Consider the following 18,031-nt stretch of genomic DNA (forward strand, 5'->3'; position numbering starts at 1 on the left):
GCCACTCGGCCGGGCAGCAACGCGCCCACCAGGAGCGCGAATTCCTCCGGATCCATGATTTGCACCCCGAGCTTCTCCGCCTTCGCGCGCTTCGCCCCCGCCTTCTCGCCGGCGACCACCAGGGCGGTCTTCGCGGACACGGCCGAGGACGCGATGCCGCCCGCGCGCTCGATCAGTTCGTTCATCTCGTTGCGGGACAGCGCGGCGAGTTTCCCGGTCATCGAACCGGTGACCACCACCGACTTCCCGGTCAGCGGGCCGGCCTCGACCGCCGCCGCGTCACCCGCCTGCTCGGCGGCAGCGGCGCCGGCCGGCTCGCTCGCGCCCGCCCCCGGCTCGCTCATGTTCACCCCGGCCGCGACCAACTTGTCGATCACCTCGCCCAGTTCGACCAACTCGGCGACGATCACGGCCGCCTTGCCGGGGCCGATGCCCTCGACCTGTGCCATCGCCTCCACGTCCGCCGCGCGGATCGCCTCCATCGTGCCGAAGTGCCGGGCGATCCGCCGGGACATCGACCGACCGGTCAGCCGTACGCCGAGCGCGCACAACACCCGACTGAGCGGCTTCCCCCGGGCTTCCTCGATGCCTGCCAGCAGCCGGTCGGCGATCTTGTCCACCCGGTCCAGGGCCAGGAACTGCTCGCGGGTGAGCGTGAACAGGTCGGCCACGTCGGTGACCGCGCCGGCGGCGATCAACTGGGCGACGATCCGGCCGCCGATGCCCTCGATGTCGAGTTGGTCGCGGCCCACCGCGTACAGGATCCCGGCCTGGAGACCACACGCGCGGCCCTGCGTGCACCGCCAACGCTGCTGGCTGGTGTCCAACTCGCCGCCGCACTGCGGGCATTCGGTCGGAAACTCGATCGGCGTCTCGGCGCCGGTGCGCAGGTGCACCAGCGGCGCCTCGACGCGCGGGATGATGTCGCCGGCCTTGTAGACGCTGACCTGATCGCCGATCATCAGCCCGCGCCGCTCGATGTCGGCCGGGTTGTGCAGTGTGGCGAAGCCGACGATGCTGCCGTCGATCTCCACCGGGTCCAGGATCGCGCGCGGCGCGATCACGCCGGTGCGGCCCACCGCCCAGTCCACGCCGGTGAGTCGGGTGATCTTGTGCACGGCGGCCAGCTTGTACGCGATCGCCCAGCGCGGCGCGCGGGTTCCGCTGCCCGCGTCGGCCTGGTCGAGCGCCGCGTCGGCCTTGATCACCACGCCGTCGATGCCGAACGGCAATTCGGCCCGCGCCGCGGCGATCTCGTCGACCGCGGCCTGCACCTCCTCGATGCTCGTACACACCCGCAGCCGTGCCGAGGTGCGCCCGGTGGTGAGCACGCCGAGCTCCTCGACCCGGGCCATCACCGCGGAGTGGTCGGCCGTCCGCAACTCCTCGGCGAACGTGCTCTCGTCGTCCGCCAGGGGCAGCGCGACATAGCCGAAGAAGGTCATCGGGATCACATACGGCCGATCCTTGGCCCGCAGCGTGCCGGCCGCACCACCACGCGGGTTGGCGAACACGCTCGCGCCGTGCTCCCGGCGGATCTCGTTGGCCGTCTCGAACTGCTCTGCCGTCAGCAGGACTTCGCCACGCACCTCGATCGACACCGGCTCGCTCAACCGCTCCGGCAGGCCGACGATGGTGCCGATCGCGTGGGAGACATCCTCGCCGGCGATGCCGTCACCGCGAGTGACCAGCCGGTCCAGTCGGCCGTCGCGGTAGCGCACCGCCACCGCCAGGCCGTCCATCTTCGGCTCCACCGTCAGCGCCGCGACCGGCCGCTTGAGCCGGCGCTCCAGCGACGCGGCCCACGCGGCGAGCCCCTCGGGGTCGAACACGTTGTCCAGGCTGAGCATCGGCACCGTGTGCGGCACGTCCCCGCTGGGCAGCGCGCCGGCCGCGACCTTGCCGACCGGCGATTCGGCGAGCACCCGGTCCGGGTGCTCCTGCTCGTACGCGCCGATCCCGCGCAACAACCGGTCGTACGTGTCGTCGTCCACGGTCGAGTCGGCGCCGCCGTAGTAGGCCCGCGCGGCGGCGGTCACGGCCTCGACAGCCTGGGTGTACGCGTCGAAGTCGGCGAGAACGGCGGCCGGCGCCGGGGTGTCGGTCATGCGCACATCCTCTCGAACGGCACCGACATCGCCCGGAGCGCCCACTCCCGACCCGATCCCAACCCGACCGGGGCTTCGCACCCCCGCTCACGCCTCCCGAAGCACCGGTGCCGGGTGCGCCCGCAGCCCTGCTGCCAGGGTCAGGGTGACCGCGACGGACGCCGCGGCCAGCACCGTGATCGCCGTCGTCGGCGAGGTGACCTGGGCGATTCCGCCCGCGATCGACGCGCCGATGCCCTGCATCGCGACCATCCCCGACGAGTGCAGCCCCAGCGCCTGCCCGCTCAGCTCGTCCGGCGTCATCGCCATCAACCGCTCCTGGAACAACAACGTCGCCGAATAGCCGATCGACGCCACCGCGACCACACCCAGCGCGAACGGCAGCGGCGGATGCACCGCGAACAACAGGTACGGCGTGGCCAGGAGCAGCAACATCGGCGCCCCGAGCCGGCGTCGCCACGGCGCGGGCACGAACCGCCCGCCCACCACGTCCCCGGCGAGCATGCCCACGGCCGCGAACGCGAAGAGCAGCCCCGCGTGGTCCGGCGCGAGCGGGATGAACAACGACTCGCAGCCGACGATCAGACCGTTGGGCACCCACAGCGCGAGATAGATGTAGCGGCGCGGCTTGACCGACCACAACACCGTGTTGTTGCGCCAGGTCTCGGCGACCGACGGCCGACCGGCCGCCCGCGGCGCCCGCCGGGCCAGGCCGAATCGGGCCACGATCGCCGCGAGCAGGTACAACCCGGCGGCCACCAGGAGCGTGCCGCGCGCGGACAACACGGTGACCAGCACGGCGCCGAGCGAGAAGCCGACGATCTGGAGCACCCCGTTGCTCATGTTGAGCACGGACCGCCCGAGCAGGAAACCGCTCCTGGGCAGGATCTCGTTGAGCAACCCGTAGCGCACGCCGCCGCCCACCGCGGCCACCGCGCCCTCGCCCAGCACGATCGCGAACAGCGCCCACAGCGGCAGCCCCGGGATCGCCACCGCGGCGGTGCCCGCGGCGAAGATCAACCCGATCACCGTCATCGCGGCCCGCGGCGGCAACCGGTCCGCCGCCGACATCAGCGCGGTCGCCCCGATCACCTGCGCGAGCGAACCGCCGAACATGCCCAGCGCGGCCAGCAGCGGCGAACCGGTCCGGTCGTAGACGAGGGTGCCCAACGCCAGTCCGGCGACGTTGGTTGCGGCCAGTTGCGCGGAGGACGCGGCGAACAGCGGGGTGTACTCCGGCGCGCGGAAGAGCTCTCGGTAGGTGCGCATGGCCAGAGCTTCGAGCCCGGCGGGGCGCGGGCGTTACTGTTTCGCCGGGAGGCGAAACCATGGGGTGGTGGCAGATCGACGCGGACACCCTGGCCGGCAGCCGATTCGCGGTCTCGCCGCTGGCCGAGGTCACCGCGACGCTCAAGACGCTGCAACGAGGTACGGCCGCGCATCCCGGCGAGGGGATCTGGCTGGACGCACACCTGCCCGCCTACCGGGCCCGGCTGGCCGAGGACCCGATCACCGCACTGCTGCTGCGGATCGGCTTCGGCGGCAGTTGGAACGCGGACTTCCTCACACCCCCGCCGGCGACCGGCGAAGCGGCCTTCGCGGCGGAACTGGCCGGTATCCGGGCCACGTCGGACCCGGACGCCCGGGCCGACCTGGAGGTGTCGATGGGCGGTCCACTGCCCGCCGCGCTGGACGGCCCCGAACTCGGCCCGCGCGCCGCGGACATCCTGGACTGGGTGTGGACCCGGGTGGTCCGACCGGACTGGCCGCGGCGGCGGCGGATCATCGAGGCCGACATCGTCGCCCGCACCGGTCAACTCGGCCGGGGCGGCTGGGCGGCGGCCCTGGACGACCTGCGTCCGGGCATGCGCTGGCTGGGCGCGAGCCGACTGCGGATCAACACCTACGACTACCCGCCGCGCGAACTCGGCGGCGCCCGACTGTCGTTCGTGCCGGTCACGCTCGGACGCGGCTGGGTGGCCTGGGCGGGGGAGCGGCACTACGCGGTGGTCTACCCCTGCTCGGGCACCCTGGCCGACGCGCACCGCCCGGCCGGCCCCGACCCGCTGGCCCGCCTCCTCGGCCCGGCCCGGGCCGGCGTGTTGATCCGCCTGGACACCCCCAAGAGCACCACCCAACTGGTCGCGCTGACCGGCCAGGGCCTCGGCTCGGTCGGCCGCCACCTCAAGATCCTGCTGGACGCCAACCTGGTCCTGCGCCGCCGCTCCGGCCGCTCGGTCCTGTACTACCGCTCACCCGTCGGCGAGGCCCTGATCACCGCCCAGACACCGGCTCGCCCGCCCCGGACCCGCAACCCCGCGGGACCCCGCACAGCCCCGCCCGGTCCCCGGGCCCGAACGACCGAGCCCGGGAACGGACGCGCCGCCGTGCGGGATGGGACACCATGACCGGATGAGCACCGAAACCGTCACACCGTTGTCCCCGCGCGGCATTTCGCACGTGCTGCTCACCCAGCGCTGGAGCGAACTCACCTTCCTGCACTGGGCCGTGCCGCCCGCCGCGGTCGCCCCACTGCTCCCGGCGGGCACCCGGCCGGACGTCCTGGACGGCGTCACCTACGTCGGCCTGGTGCCGTTCCGGATGGTGGGCGTCGCCTTCCTGCGGCTACCGGGCGTGCCGTGGCTCGGCACTTTCCCGGAGACCAACGTGCGGCTGTACTCGGTGGACGGGGCCGGCCGGCGCGGCGTGGTGTTCCGCTCGCTGGAGGCGGCCCGCCTGCTGCCGGTGCTGACCGCCCGGGCCACGCTGCGACTCCCGTACCGGTGGGCCAGGATGCGCATCGAGCACACCGGCGACCGGGTGCGCTACACGACGCGGCGACATCGCCCGGAGGGCGTCCCCAGGGGCGGCACGGTCGAGGTGCGCGTCGGCGCACCCGTGACCGACCCGAGCCCGCTCGAACACTTCCTCACCGCACGCTGGGGCCTGCACACCCGAGTCGCCGGCCGCACCCTCTACCTGCCCAACGCACACCCGCGCTGGCCGCTGCGCCGCGCCGAGTTGCTGCACCTGGACGAAGACCTGGTCGCGGCCGCGGGCCTGCCCGGGGTCGGCGGCGCACCGGACAGCGTGTTGTACTCCCCCGGCGTCCCCGTCCGCTTCGGCCCACCCCTCCCGGTCGACCCCGGCGCCCCGTCCGAGCCGTCCGGGCCGGGGGAGTAGCGTGCCGCGATGACCGAGACGTGGAGTACGCACGACATCGAGTTCCGTGACGACGTGGTGGTCAAGCGGTTTCGCTCGCGCGAGCGCGCCGAGCCGCTGCGCGAATGGCAGGCGCTGAGCCTGCTGGCCCGATACGCACCCGGCCTGGCACCGGAGCCGATCCGCGAGGACATCGACGGCGAACCGCCCGTCGTCGTGATGTCCCGACTCGGGGGTGTGCCGCTGCGCGGACGAGACCTCGGCCAAGAGCAACTGCGGGCGCTGGCACAGGCGATCGGCACGCTGCACGACGCGGTTCCGACGGAGACGATCCTGGCCCTGCCGGCCTGTACCTGGTATCCGCCCGTGGTCGAGGGCAAGGCGCGGGCGTGGAGTACGGGCGGGCGGGAACTCGGCCCCGACCCGATGGTGGCGCGGGCCTTCGAGGCCGGCCGCGCGTGGTTGGCGGAACGGGACACGCCGGCGGAACCGGGGCCGGGCATCCGGCCGGTGTTCGGCCTGTCGGACGGAAACCTGGCCAACTACCTGTGGGACGGCGCGCGGGTTCGCCTGGTGGACTTCGAGATCTCCGGCCGCAGCGACCGGGCGTTCGAACTGGCGGAGCTGGTCGAGCACGTCTCGATGTGGCCGCACGGCACCGAGGCCGATACGACGTTCTTCCTGTCCTGCTTCGAGTTGAGCGATCCCGAGATCGCACGACTGCGGGACTTCCGGGCCCTGTTCGCCTTCGTCTGGCTGCTGATGTTGTTGCCGGACAGCCCCGGTCATCACCGCAACCCACCCGGAACCCTGGAGCGCCAGGCGGCCCGGCTGTCGGCCCGTCTCGACCGGATCGGGTAGTCGGGCGGCGGCGCCGGCGGACTGCCGATCGGTGCGCACGACCCGCGAAATCCGGCCGGCCGGTGGGCACGACGAAGTGAGGGCGGACGCCCGGACGGATCGTCGTATCGATCACACCCCCGAGGCACCGACCCCACGCCGGCCACCTCCGAACGCCCGACCCCACGTCGGACGCCCCACCGCCCCCACTCGCCCCGCTCGTCGCACCCCACCGGTCGACGACGAGCCGGCCGTACCCACTATCCGGTCATCGCCTCCAGCAATCGTTCGACGTCCTCGACATCCTTGGCCCGACGCGGCCGATGCGGCATCCACGTGGGGATCATCAGCTTGATCTCGACCTGCGCCTCGGGCGAGATGATCGGGCAGGACAACCCGCCCAACCTGCCCGGCGGCGTCTCCAGCATCCTCTCCGGCCAGCGTGCGCCCGCCCACGGCCCACCGGCCACGATCACGTGACCCTCGGGATCGAGGGCCAGGAACGCGAAGCCCAATTCCACGCCACCCGCCGCGTAATCGAGTTGTTGTTCGACCGGCGCCCGAGCCAGGCGAACGAATCCTCGCGCGGAGAACGCTTCGGTGAGCGCCGGGGCGTCCTGTGCCCACGCGAACCAGTCGACGTCTGCATGTTCCCTGGTTATCCGCCCCAGGTAGAAATCCATTGCCCATCCGCCCCGCAACCAGACCTGAATACCCAACTCCCGGGCCAGGTCTTGGACTTCGACGATCAGTGCGATCTGCCGGTCGGCATCCGACGACACAGTCATGGGTTTACCGTAGGGCTCCCGCCGCCCGCCCCGGCACGGTCTCGTCACGACGTCATCTACCCGTGACCGAAAACGATTCTTCGTCGCCCCGTCCGCGCGCCACCGCGGCCTCCTCGGTCCACGCCTCCCCGGCCTGCTCGGGCCCGGCTTCCCGGTCTCATTCCGTCCCGCCGGCGAGCCCGTGTGCGCGGCGATACGCGCGCAGCTCGGCCGCCGTGGGCGGGTTCGCCCCCGCCCGGGAACAGGTGAGGGCCGCGACCACCGACGCGTCCGCGAGCAACGTGCCCAGCGTCGCCGGGTCGAGACCTCGGATGCCGGCGGGGTGCAACAGGTCCCGGCGGCGCAGCGCGTCCAGGAGGCCGGCCGTGTACGCGTCGCCCGCGCCGACCGTGTCCACCACCGGCACCGCCCGGGCGGGCGCCGCGGCCCGCCCCGCGGCGCACACGCCGTACGAGCCCTCGGCGCCGCGGGTGACCACCACCAGGCCCGGCCCCAGCGCCAGCCAGGCATCCGCCACGTCGGCGAAGTCCCGGGTCGGATGGAGCCAGGCGAGGTCCTCGTCGCTGACCTTGACCACATCCGACAGGGCCACCAGCGACTCGATCCGCTCCCGGGCCGGCCCCGGGGCGCCCATCAGGGACGGCCGGCAGTTCGGATCGTAGGAGACCACCGCCTCCCCCCTTACGTGTTCGGCGGCCAGGAGGCGCCGCACCGGGTCCGCGCCCGGGGCCAGCGTCGCCGCGATCGAACCGGTGTGCACGCACCGGGATCCGGTCGGGACGCCGACCGACTCGGGCAACTCCCAGTCGATGTCGAAGGTGTAGGTCGCCGCTCCGGCCGAGTCCAGGTCGGCTCGGGCCACGCTGGTGCGACCCGCCGACCGGCTCTGCGGCGCCACCTCGACCGCGCTCGCCGCCAGGTGCGCCGCGAGCAACTCGCCGTGCGGGTCCGGTCCGTAACGGGTGATCAGATGCACCGGCGCGCCGAGTCGACCCAGCCCCACCGCGACATTGGCCGGACTGCCCCCGGGATGGGCGACCGGATCGCCGCCCCGGACGGATACGAGGTCGATCAACGCCTCGCCGATCACGGTGATCATGCGGCGGCCCTCCTGGTGGGTTCGTGGTGCCGAGGGGCGGCGCCCGGTCGGGCGGCGGCGCCCGTACCGCCGGTCACGGACCGACCTCGCCGGAGCCGCGCGGGATCAGCCGGGTGCGCATGTGGATGTGCTGTACCGGGGTCACATCGCCCGCGAGGCGGCGGAACAACAGGTGCGCGGCGGCCTGTCCGATGCCGAACGGGTCCTGGGCGACCACGGTGACGGCCGGGGTGAGCATGTCCGCGAGTTCGAAGTCGTCGAAGCCGACCAGCGCGGGCTGCACCGGCGAGCGGCGGATCTCGCGCAGCGTCTCGACGGTGAATCGGCTGTTGCCGCAGAAGACCGCGGTGGCCGGATCGGCCCCGCCGAGCATCGCCCGCAACCACGCCCGCAGTTCCGCACCGTACGGCGGCCCGTTGTACACCAGCCGCGGATCCGGTTCGATGCCCGCCTCGGTCAACGCCTCGCGGTGGCCGCGCAATCTTTCCCGGGCGGTGAAGATCTCCAGCCGGTCGCCGATGAACGCGATCCGTCGATGGCCGTGCCGGATCAGGTGTTCGACTCCGGTCCGGGCCCCGCCGACGTTGTCCACGAGCACGGTGTCCGCCTCGATGTCGCCCGGTGGGCGGTCGATGAACACGCACACCATCCCGGCCTCGATCTCCGGCAGCAGGTAGCGGTGACTGCCGCCGGCCGGGACCACGATCAGGCCGTCCAGGCGCCGTGCGCACAGGGCCAGGACGAGGTCGCGCTCCTTGTCCGGATCCTCCGCCGACGACGCGCTGAACAACACCGTGCCGTGCTGGTGGGCGATGTCCTGGATGGATCGGGTGAGGGCGGAGGAGAACGGGTCCGCGGCGTCCTCCAGGACCAGGCCGATGCTGGAGGTGTGCCCCGAGCGCAACTGCGCCGCGCTGTCGTTGCGCCGGAATCCGGTCTGCGCGACGGCCGCCCACACCGCCTGCTGTTTCCCGGCACTGACGTTCGGCTCACCGTTTATCACCCGCGAGACGGTCTTGATGCCGACACCGGCGAGGGCGGCCACGTCCTTCATCGTGGTACGACCGCGCCCGCGCGGGCGCTCCGGAATCGTCGGGCCGGCCATCGGGGGTCCTACCTTTCGAGCGGCCGGGTTCGCATCCGGCACCCAGGGTGCGGTGCTCCCGGAACCGGGAGCGGGGGAGTGGGGCCGGCCCCGAGCGGACGCCGGCGGTGCGAAGCGGCAGTCGGGGTCGGTCGGTTCAGCGGCGGTCGTCGGTTCGGCGGGCGGCTCGACGCAATGCCTCGGCGAGGGTCGGTGCGGACCCCAGCCGGGGCAGCAGGGTGGCCTGTACCGCGTGGTACACGTCGGGTTTCCCCTGCCAGACGGTGGCCGAGGGCCGCGCGTCGGGGTCGAGTTCGTGATGCCAGCTACCGTGCTTCCGGTCCAGGAACACTGCGTCGGCATGCTCCCACCACGCTCGGTACAGGTCATCGTAGTAGGCGACCCCGGTGGCCCGACGCAGTGCCGCCGCCGCCGCGATCGCCTCGGCCTGGACCCAGTGCATCCGGGTGCGTACCACCGGCCGTCCGGTCCAGTCGAGCGTGTACACGAAGCCCGGCCGGCCGTCCGCGTGGCCGCCTTCGCGCACCGCCGCCGCGAACAGCGCCTCCGCGTCGGTACGCAACCAATCGGGCGGGTCCGGCAACGACGCGGCCAGCGCGAGCAGCAGCCGGGACCACTCGAAGCCGTGGCCGACGGTGGCGCCGTAGGGGCGGAACGGATCGGCGGGACGGTCGTGGTGGTACTCGGGCCGCGGCGTCCAGTCCGGGGCGAAGTGCTCGACCAGCCGCCATCGATCGGCCCGCGCGTGGTCGTGCACGACCCGCTCGGCGATGCGCAGGGCGCGGGTGCGCCAGTGGTGTTCGCCGGTGGCGTCGGCGGCGGCCAGGAACGCCTCCACGGCGTGCATGTTGCTGTTGGCGCCCCGGTACGCCTCGCCGGTGGTCCAGGCCCGGTCCCAGGATTCGGCGCAGGCGCCCCGGTCGGCCTCCCAGAACCGGCGCTCGACGACGTCCAGGGCCTCGGCGAGCAGGGCGGGCGCGCCGCGATGGCCGGCGGCGCACGCGCTCGCGGCGGCCAGCACGACGAACGCGTGGTCGTACATGCGCTTGCCGTCCGGGCGTTCGGCGTCCGGCACCGGCCGCCCGGACCGGTCCACCAGCGGATGCCAGCCGCCGTGCTCGCCGTCCCGCAGCAGATCCGTCAACGCGGCGATTCCGTGCGCCACGAGCGCGGCCGCCTCGTCCGGCCCGACATCGCCGGCGTCGCCCCCACCCGCGCCCTGCCCCGCACCGCCGACCCCCCGCAACCGTGCCAACGCGAACACGTGCGTCATCCGGGCCGTCACCCACGTGTGCACCACCCCGTCCGCGACCGGCCGACCGGTGTCGTCCAGCCAGCCGAACCCGCCCTCGGCCAGCCGGGCGCCCCGGGCGAACCGGATCAGTCGGTCGCATTCCGCGTCCAGCCAGGCCGCGTGTTCGGAGGAGTCCCCCAGGGGTTCAGCCGCCATGTGCCGCACACTCCCTCTGACATCGTTGTCACACGGACCGTACCGGGCCGTCGACAAGCTGTCGACATCCCGCCCGCCGGCTGCTTCCCGGATCGGCCGCCGAGCCGGATCGACTATGGCCAATCGCCGCAATCCCCAACAGATCAGCGCGAGTTCCGGGCCGAACCCGAGATCCGCGAAACCCTTGACACCCGCCCATCGGGCCAGCACTGTACTGACACCGTTGTCAGACGGTCGGCGACCCGGTTCGCTCTCGCCTCCGTCCTGACACACGTGCGAACTCGTGGTGCCCCGGCCCCGGCCGAGCCGGCTCGCGGTGAACGACCCGACAACCCGAAGGAGTTGGGCACGTGCAACCCCTGATCGAAGGTCGGGGCCTGGTCAAGCGGTACGGCCAGGTCCAGGCCCTGCGCGGCGCCGACTTCACCGTCTTCCCGGGCGAGGTCGTCGCGCTGATCGGTGACAACGGCGCGGGCAAGAGCACGCTCACCAAGACCCTGGCCGGCACCGAACGACCGGACGCGGGCGAGATCCTCTTCGAGGGCCGGCCGGTGAGCATGGAACGACCCACGGACGCCCAGGAGTTGGGTATCGAGACGGTCTACCAGGACCTGGCCCTGGCGCCCGATCTGGACGGCGCGGCCAACCTCTTCCTGGGCCGCGAGCTGCTGCGCCGCGGTCTGGCCGGGCGGTTGGGCGTATTGGACAAGGCCACGATGCGCGAGCGGGCGATCGAGGCGTTCGCCCGGCTCGGCGTCGAGTTGCAGGACATCGACGCCCCGATCGGGACGCTCTCCGGCGGCCAGCGACAGAGTGTGGCCATCGCCCGCGCGGTCGCCTGGGCGGACAAGGTGATCTTCATGGACGAGCCGACCGCAGCGCTCGGTGTGCTCCAGCGTGGTCGGGTGCTGGAGGTGATCCGCCGGGTCCGGGACAACGGCATCGCGGTCGTGCTGATCAGCCACAACATGCCGGAGGTGTTGTCGGTCGCGGACCGCGTCGAGGTGCTGCGGCTGGGTCGACGCGTGGCGAGCCTGACCGCCGCGGACACCACGGTGGAGGACCTCGTGGGCGCGATGACCGGCGCCCTGGACGGACTCGACGGGCAGGGAGCACCGGCATGAACCTCGACAAGACGGCCACCCCACCGGGGCACCCGGACCCGGACGGCGACCGAGCCGACGGGCAACCCGCGACACGCGGCGGTCGGGAACACCCGGCGCCCGTGCCGCAGGCCGGCCAAGTCCCCCCGGACGCCGGATCGTTCCTCCGCCGTGTGGTGTGGCGCCGGCTCGCCCGGAGCAACTCGTGGTGGACCTTCCTGGTCCTGATGGTGCTGGTGACCGCCTTCTCCGTCATGCGACCCGAGCAGTTCCCCACCACGTTCAACCTGCGCAACGTGGCCACCGACGCGGCGGTGTTGCTGATCGTCGGAGTCGGGATGACCTTCGTGATCATCATGGCCGGCATCGATCTGTCGGTCGGCTCGGTCCTGGTCTTCGCCGGCGTCGCCGCGGCCAAGACGATGACCGCCGTCGCCGGACCGGACGCCGGCTGGGGCGCGATCCTGCTCGGCGTACTCGCCGGTCTCGCCGCCGGCGCCGGCTGGGGCGCGTTCAACGGCTTCCTGATCGCCAAGGCGCGGGTGCCCGCGCTGATCGTCACGCTCGGCAGCCTGGGCATGGCGCTGGGCCTGGCCCAGGTGTTGACGGAGGGTCAAGACGTCCGGGGCGTGCCCACCCGGTTCACCGACACGATCGGCAACGGCCGATTCCTGGGCGTTCCCTGGCTGGTGGTGATCGCGCTCGTGGTCACCGTGCTGGGTGCGCTCGTGTTGGCCACGACCCGCTTCGGCCGGCGTACCTACGCGGTGGGTTCCAACGCCGAGGCGGCCCGGCGCGCCGGGATCGCCGTCGATCGACACATGATCGAGGTCTACGCCCTGTCCGGCACCCTGGCCGGGCTCGCCGGGGTGTTGTCCCTCGCCCGCTTCACCACCACCACGATCGGCGGCCACGCCAACGACTCGCTCGGTGCCATCGCGGCCGTCGTCCTGGGCGGCACCAGCCTGTTCGGCGGCATCGGCACCGTGGTCGGCACGCTGATCGGCGTCTTCATCCCCGCCATCCTGCAGAACGGCTTCGTCATCCTGGGCGTGCAGCCGTTCTGGCAGAGCGTCGCGGTCGGCGCCGTGCTGATCGCCGCCGTGTACGCCGACCAGTTGCGCCGCCGCGGCCGGCAACGCCGCTGACCACCGCGGCCGTTCCCGGACCGCCTCGATCCGACCCGCCACCCGCTCCGGCCCACCCCCGCCGCACGGCCGATCGTTTCGCCCCACCACCGCCAGGAGGCACTGCCCGATGAAGACACCGACGTACGTCGCCGTGACCATCGCCCTGACCGCGGTCGCCACCCTCGGCGGGTGCAGCGACGACGGCGGCTCCGGGGGCGGACGCAAGATCACCTTCGTCCAGGGCGTCAAGGGCGACGAGTTCTACATCTCGATGGCCTGCGGCGCACAGCAGAAGGCCAAGGAACTCGGCGTCAAGCTCGATGTGACCGGCGCGGACAAGTGGGACGCCTCGCTGCAGACCCCCGTGGTCAACGCCGTCGCCGCCAAGAGCCCGGACGCCGTACTGATCGCTCCCACCGACACCCAGGCCCTGCGCCAACCCGAGCAGCAGCTCAAGTCCCGGGGCGCGAAGGTGATCGAGGTGGACACCAAGCTCGACGACGGCTCGATCCGCGAGACCGCGATCTCCTCCGACAACGAGCGCGGCGGCATGCTCGCCGCCCAGACCCTGGCCGGTCTGCTCCAGGACCGGGGCACGGTCGCGGCGATCAGCGTCAAGCCCGGCATCTCCACCACGGACGCCCGCCTGAAGGGCTTCGAGACGGAGATCAGGAAGCACCCCGGCATCACCTACCTCGGCGTGCAGTACAACGACGACGACCCGGCCAAGGCCGCTTCCATCGTCACCTCCACGATCGCCTCGCATCGCGACCTGGTCGGCGTCTTCGCGGCCAACGTGTTCAGCGGCGAGGGCGCGGCCACCGGCATCGAACAGGCCGGCAAGGCGGGCCAGGTCAAACTGGTCGCCTTCGACGCCACCCCGAAGCAGGTCGAGGCGCTGCGCAAGGGTTCGATTCAGGGCCTGATCGCGCAGAAGCCGTTCGACATCGGCTCCCAGGGCGTCGAACAGGCCGTCGCCGCACTCGACAAGAAGCCGGTCCCCAAGAACATCTCCACCGACCTGGTCGCCGTCACCAAGGAGAACGTGGACCAGCCCGACGTGAGCAAGTACCTGTACAAGGGCGCCTGTTGACCCGACCCGAACCCGACCCGGCGACCCCTCGACCGCTCGGCCCCGCCGGCTCGACCGCACCCCTTCGAAACACGTGATCGGCCCCCGTAGGCGACTACGGGGGCCGAGGTCACGCCGACGCTACTTGACGATCGTGGTCAGCGGCTGCTTGTCCTCGCGCTCGATGATGCACGCCGCCTGGTGGTTGCCGTGGTTCCACGACTCCATGTCGAGCGGGTACGAGTACGAGAAGCCGAGCTTGGGCGACGCGGGCTGCCGATCCAACAGCGGGCCGATGTACTGCTCGCACAGTTCGCCGACCTTGTCCTCGTAGCCCGCGGTGAGCGGCGTCACCGACGCCGGCAGGTCGAACGCCTTGCCGACCTGGCCGCTGTGCGGCTTCGCGCAGGAGACGTCCGTGGTCTTGGCGCCGTCCTGGTTGATGCACTGGCCGGTCTTGTACGTGAAGGCGTCGATGATGTCGGCCGTGGACGTGCCCGTGGCGCTGCCGGTCGGCTTCGTGGTGCCGCTCGGCTTGCCGGTCGGGCTCGTGGTGGCCTTCCCCGTGGATGATGCGGTCGAAGAGACGACGGGAGCCTTGCTGCCCTTGTCGTCCTTGTCGTTGCCGAGACAGCCGGACAGCAGACCGGTGGCGGCGACGACTCCGGCCACGGCCGGCGCGAGTACGCGCAGGCGGTGGGAGGTGGGCATGTGGGACACAACCTTTCGCTTTGGGACGCCCAAGATCCTGTCGCGATCCCGCACCGAAATGTGGAGGGAAACGGCGCTTGCATTTTGCGAAGTCGAGAGGATCAGTCCGCTCGTGGTTTACCCCGCGCCGCACCCGTTCCCGGCCCGCTGCCATCGTCGCCCGTCGGCGCCGCCCGCACCAGCCCCCGGCGGGAAGTTCGTCGCCCGCCCGGCGGCGCGATCCGGCGCACCGCCACCCCGACCACCTGGTCCCGGTGCACGAAACCGTACGCGCGCGAGTCCCAGCTCGACGCGGCGTTGTCGCCCAGCACGACCAACGCGCCGGCGGGCACCGCTTCCCCGGCGGCGTCGCGCAGCACCGGGAAACGGTCCACCGGCACCGGATCACCCGCCACCGCCACCGCACGCTTGACCATCAACCGCCCCTGCGGCACCGGGGCCAGATCGGTGCGTTCCGGGATCGCGGCGAGCACGGCCGCGTCCAACCGCCGCAACCCCGGCGGCAGTCCGGCCACCACCGGCGGATGCGGGACCCGGACGACCACCACCCGACCGGCCCGGACCCGCCCGGTGCGACGCACCAACAAGCGATCGCCCGGGAAGAGCGTGGGTTCCATGCTCGGACCCTCGACCGTGGCCACCAGGTAGCGCCGGCGCACCCACAGCAGCGCCGCCGCGCCCACGCTCGCACCCGCGAGTACGGCAGGCGCGATCCGGGCCGGGTTCACTTCGCCTCCCGATATCCGGCCGCCTGGAGCCGGAACAGGTTCGCGTAGTGGCCCTCGTCGTCGAGCAGTGCCTCGTGCGAGCCCTGTTCGATGATCCGACCGCCGTCCAGGACCACGATCAGGTCCGCGTCGCGCACCGCGCCGAGCCGGTGCGAGATGAGCAGACTGGTGCGACCCTCGCGGTGTTCGCGCATTCGGGCGTGCACCTCGTGCTCGGCCTGCGGGTCCAGGCCCGAGCTGGGCTCGTCCAATATCATCAGCTCCCGCCCGGCGCGGACGAACGCCCGTGCCAGGGCCAGGCGTTGCCACTGGCCGCCGGAGAGCACCACGCCGGTGTCCGGGTCCTCCTTGTCGGCCTCGCTGAAGAACATCCGGGTCAGCAGCGTGTCGTAGCCGCGTGGCAGGGCGGCGAGCCGGTCGTGGATGCCCGCGCGTTCGGCGGCGGCCTCGATCCGGGCCCGGTCGCCCAGGCTGTCCGGGTCGCCCATGGCGATGTTCTCCGCGGCGGTCAGGTCGTAGTTCATGTGGTCCTGGAACACCGCGCTGATCCGCCCGCGCAGTTCGGCCGGCGCGATGTCGCGCAGATCCACGCCGTCCCAGGTGATCCGCCCCCGGGTCGGGTCGTACATCCGGCACAGGAGCTTGACCAGCGTGCTCTTGCCCGCCCCGTTGAGTCCCACCAAGGCCACCGCCCGACCGTGCGGGATGCGCAGGTCGACGCCGCCCAGCACCCAGGGGTGGTCGTCGCTGTAGCGGAACCACACGTCGTGGAACTCGATGCCCACGCCCGGCTCCGGCGCGGGTGCGCTCTCGGTGGCCGAGGCCAGATCGGGTTCGGCGCGCACCACCGCGACGTAGTGGGTCAGGCTCAGGAGTTGGCCGTGCGCGGAGGCGATCGAGGACACCAGTCGGTCCAGGGCCGCCTGGATGCCGCCGACCGCGGCCACGAACATGGTCACGTCGCCGACGCTGAGGGTGCCGCGCCGGGCGGCGGTGACGGCCCACCACAGACCGCCGCCGGCGACTGCGGCGCCGAGTGCGCCCAGCACCGCCTGGGTGCCGAACTCGCGCAGGTCCATTCGGCGTTCGGCCGCGTTGGCGCGGCGCCGCTCGTGCATCATCCGGGTGCGCAGGAACGGGCCGATGCCGAACAGCCGGATCTCGGTGGCCGCTTCGACGTCGGTGAGCAGTCGGCCGTAGAAGAACTCCCGGCGGTGCACCTGTTCGAAGTCCCACTGCATGCCGGCGCGCAGTCGGGACAACCGCAGTTCGGCGACCAGCACCGGGATTGCGGCGAGCAGGACCAGCCCGGTCATCGTCGGGCTGAGGATCAGCAATGAGCCGACGAAGCCGAGCAGCGTCAGCGCGCCCTGCACGGTGCCGCTCGCGCCGTCCACCAGGACGCCGAAGCCGGCGGTGCTGCTGCGTCCCAGGCGCAAGCGGTCCAGGAACGCCGGGTCCTCGAACCGGCGCAGGCCCACCTGGCGTTCGGCCGCCGCGAACAGGCGGTCGGTGCCCACCACCCCGGTGGCCCGGCCGATCTGGGCGCGCAGGTAGCGGCCGATCCCCGGCAGCATGGTGGCGACCAGTCCGGTGACCGCGAGCGCGAGGGCCAGGCCGCCGATCGCGCCGTGTCCGTCGGTGAGTCGGTCGATGACCAGCTTGGTCAGCCACGCGATGGTGATCGGCACACCCGCCGACCCCAGCGTCACCGCCAGCGACCCCAGCGCCTGGGCGGGGGCCGCGTGCCGGGTGAGCGACATCGCCTCGCGGGCGGCGGCGAACAGGTCGCGGGCGTCGATCCGTGGGCTCACGCGTGCGCTTCGCTGGGCCGATGGCTGTTCTCGGACGCGCCGACGGCGGGCAGATCCGTCATCTTCAGGCCGGCCGCCAGCACCCGCCGATCCGCGCCGAGCAGGTACATCGCCGGCGTCCAGGCATTTCTGAACGCGGCCTGGACCACGCCGTCGTACTCCTCCACGATCACCCGGGCCACCGGGGTCAGCAGCGCGAGCAACTCGGCGTCGTCCCCGGCGATCACCGCCAGCGTGCGCTCGCGACCCAGCGAGCGGGCCCGCTCGGCGAAGCGCGGTGCCTGTACGTGGCAGGGCTCGCACCCGGCGGAGAAGAAGCCGACCAGCCCGCCGACGTCGAGGTCGCCCACCTGTTCGCCGGTGGTCGTGGTGGCGGTGAACACGCCGGGGCGCTTGCCCGGCCCCAGTTCGATCGGCGGCCCGGACGCGGTCGCGGTCTGCGGTTGTGGTGCGCGCAGCCTGCGCAGCACGCCGAGCAGGAGCACCAGGTTGAACGCGCTCACCAGAGCGATGAGCACGACGGCGGCGACAAGTATGGGCATCAGGCATTCCTCGCGAACAGGTCGACGATGTCGTCCAGGGAGATGAGCAGGAGCGCGCCGAGCAGCCCGGCCACCACCGCGACGGCGCTGCCGGCGAGCGCGGGCGGCAGGTCGGTGGGGGAGGCGAGGCCGGTCGCGGACAGGCCGGCGATCGAGGCGGCGAGCAGGATGCCGTTGCGCACCAGATGGCGCGGGCCCAGCGGCGCGTCGGAGGCGCCGAAGCAGCGGCAGGAGGAGCGCCGACCCCGGCGCAGCGCAGCGCCGACGGCCGCGGTGAACCCGGCGAGCAACACGCCGGCGACCGCGAAGCCGACGCCTCGGGTCGGCGGGACCAGGACGAGCACGGGCACCGAGATCTCCCCGGCGACCACCGCGTACC

General features: G+C 72.5%; 17 protein-coding genes. 6 read left to right on the forward strand and 11 right to left on the reverse strand.

Going from position 1 to position 18,031, the window contains the following annotated elements; translation table 11 throughout:
* Both ligA and ACFXMF_RS39490 read right to left on the reverse strand, forming a co-directional pair.
* On the reverse strand, positions 1-2,108 hold a 2,108-nt coding region (gene ligA, locus ACFXMF_RS39485; protein WP_380021046.1), incomplete at its 3' end, for an NAD-dependent DNA ligase LigA.
* A gap of 87 nt (positions 2,109-2,195) precedes the next feature.
* Positions 2,196-3,377, reverse strand: a complete 1,182-nt coding sequence (locus ACFXMF_RS39490; RefSeq protein ID WP_360310786.1) for an MFS transporter — start codon at positions 3,375-3,377, stop codon at positions 2,196-2,198.
* Positions 3,378-3,436: 59 nt separating this feature from the next.
* Here ACFXMF_RS39490 and ACFXMF_RS39495 point away from each other — a divergent pair, with 59 nt between their 5' ends.
* Genes ACFXMF_RS39495 through ACFXMF_RS39505 form a run of 3 tightly spaced genes read left to right on the forward strand, consistent with a single transcriptional unit; the run spans position 3,437 to position 6,131 of the window.
* Positions 3,437-4,516, forward strand: coding sequence for a winged helix-turn-helix domain-containing protein (locus ACFXMF_RS39495; RefSeq protein ID WP_360310788.1), 1,080 nt, complete (start codon positions 3,437-3,439; stop codon positions 4,514-4,516).
* Positions 4,517-4,520: 4 nt separating this feature from the next.
* Positions 4,521-5,291 (forward strand): DUF2071 domain-containing protein, encoded by a 771-nt coding sequence (locus ACFXMF_RS39500; protein ID WP_360310790.1) that lies wholly within the window; start codon positions 4,521-4,523, stop codon positions 5,289-5,291.
* A gap of 9 nt (positions 5,292-5,300) precedes the next feature.
* Positions 5,301-6,131 carry a phosphotransferase gene (locus ACFXMF_RS39505; protein ID WP_360310792.1) on the forward strand — a complete coding sequence of 277 codons (831 nt, stop codon included), beginning with the start codon at positions 5,301-5,303 and terminating at the stop codon, positions 6,129-6,131.
* Positions 6,132-6,370: 239 nt separating this feature from the next.
* Here ACFXMF_RS39505 and ACFXMF_RS39510 read toward each other — a convergent pair whose 3' ends face one another.
* The 4 genes from ACFXMF_RS39510 to ACFXMF_RS39525 form a co-directional block, all read right to left on the reverse strand.
* Positions 6,371-6,898 (reverse strand): nucleotidyltransferase domain-containing protein, encoded by a 528-nt coding sequence (locus ACFXMF_RS39510; RefSeq protein ID WP_360310794.1) that lies wholly within the window; start codon positions 6,896-6,898, stop codon positions 6,371-6,373.
* Positions 6,899-7,055: 157 nt separating this feature from the next.
* A complete protein-coding gene (locus tag ACFXMF_RS39515) occupies positions 7,056-7,997 on the reverse strand; it encodes a carbohydrate kinase (RefSeq protein ID WP_379990826.1) in 942 nt (313 codons plus the stop codon).
* A gap of 73 nt (positions 7,998-8,070) precedes the next feature.
* A complete protein-coding gene (locus tag ACFXMF_RS39520; RefSeq protein WP_360310798.1) occupies positions 8,071-9,102 on the reverse strand; it encodes a LacI family DNA-binding transcriptional regulator in 1,032 nt (343 codons plus the stop codon).
* A 136-nt stretch (positions 9,103-9,238) separates the two neighbouring features.
* Positions 9,239-10,552 carry an AGE family epimerase/isomerase gene (locus ACFXMF_RS39525; protein WP_379990825.1) on the reverse strand — a complete coding sequence of 438 codons (1,314 nt, stop codon included), beginning with the start codon at positions 10,550-10,552 and terminating at the stop codon, positions 9,239-9,241.
* 350 nt (positions 10,553-10,902) lie between these two features.
* On the opposite strand from ACFXMF_RS39525, the gene ACFXMF_RS39530 reads away from it, so the two are divergent.
* The 3 genes from ACFXMF_RS39530 (at position 10,903) to ACFXMF_RS39540 (ending at position 13,878) form a co-directional block, all read left to right on the forward strand.
* The gene (locus ACFXMF_RS39530; RefSeq protein ID WP_360310802.1) at positions 10,903-11,676 is read left to right on the forward strand and encodes an ATP-binding cassette domain-containing protein; all 774 of its coding nucleotides are present in this window, start codon (positions 10,903-10,905) and stop codon (positions 11,674-11,676) included.
* Positions 11,673-12,803: an ABC transporter permease gene (locus tag ACFXMF_RS39535; protein ID WP_360310804.1), complete on the forward strand. Its 1,131-nt coding sequence runs from the start codon at positions 11,673-11,675 to the stop codon at positions 12,801-12,803. The genes ACFXMF_RS39530 and ACFXMF_RS39535 overlap by 4 nt, the downstream gene beginning before the upstream one ends.
* Positions 12,804-12,912: 109 nt before the next feature.
* Positions 12,913-13,878, forward strand: a complete 966-nt coding sequence (locus ACFXMF_RS39540) for an ABC transporter substrate-binding protein (RefSeq protein ID WP_360310806.1) — start codon at positions 12,913-12,915, stop codon at positions 13,876-13,878.
* Positions 13,879-13,998: 120 nt separating this feature from the next.
* Here ACFXMF_RS39540 and ACFXMF_RS39545 read toward each other — a convergent pair whose 3' ends face one another.
* From ACFXMF_RS39545 to ACFXMF_RS39565, 5 genes are all read right to left on the reverse strand, one after another.
* Positions 13,999-14,568 (reverse strand): septum formation family protein, encoded by a 570-nt coding sequence (locus tag ACFXMF_RS39545; protein WP_360310808.1) that lies wholly within the window; start codon positions 14,566-14,568, stop codon positions 13,999-14,001.
* A gap of 101 nt (positions 14,569-14,669) precedes the next feature.
* Positions 14,670-15,296, reverse strand: coding sequence for a S26 family signal peptidase (locus tag ACFXMF_RS39550; RefSeq protein ID WP_379990824.1), 627 nt, complete (start codon positions 15,294-15,296; stop codon positions 14,670-14,672).
* Positions 15,293-17,110 (reverse strand): ABC transporter ATP-binding protein, encoded by a 1,818-nt coding sequence (locus tag ACFXMF_RS39555; protein ID WP_379990823.1) that lies wholly within the window; start codon positions 17,108-17,110, stop codon positions 15,293-15,295. The genes ACFXMF_RS39550 and ACFXMF_RS39555 overlap by 4 nt, the downstream gene beginning before the upstream one ends.
* Positions 17,107-17,652, reverse strand: coding sequence for a hypothetical protein (locus ACFXMF_RS39560; protein ID WP_360310814.1), 546 nt, complete (start codon positions 17,650-17,652; stop codon positions 17,107-17,109). The genes ACFXMF_RS39555 and ACFXMF_RS39560 overlap by 4 nt, the downstream gene beginning before the upstream one ends.
* Positions 17,652-18,031, reverse strand: a 380-nt coding sequence (locus ACFXMF_RS39565; RefSeq protein WP_380021048.1) for a MauE/DoxX family redox-associated membrane protein, incomplete at its 5' end; no start/stop codon positions are given. The genes ACFXMF_RS39560 and ACFXMF_RS39565, both read right to left, overlap by 1 nt.

The organism is Embleya sp. NPDC059213 (assembly GCF_042754445.1).
GTDB lineage: Bacteria > Actinomycetota > Actinomycetes > Streptomycetales > Streptomycetaceae > Embleya.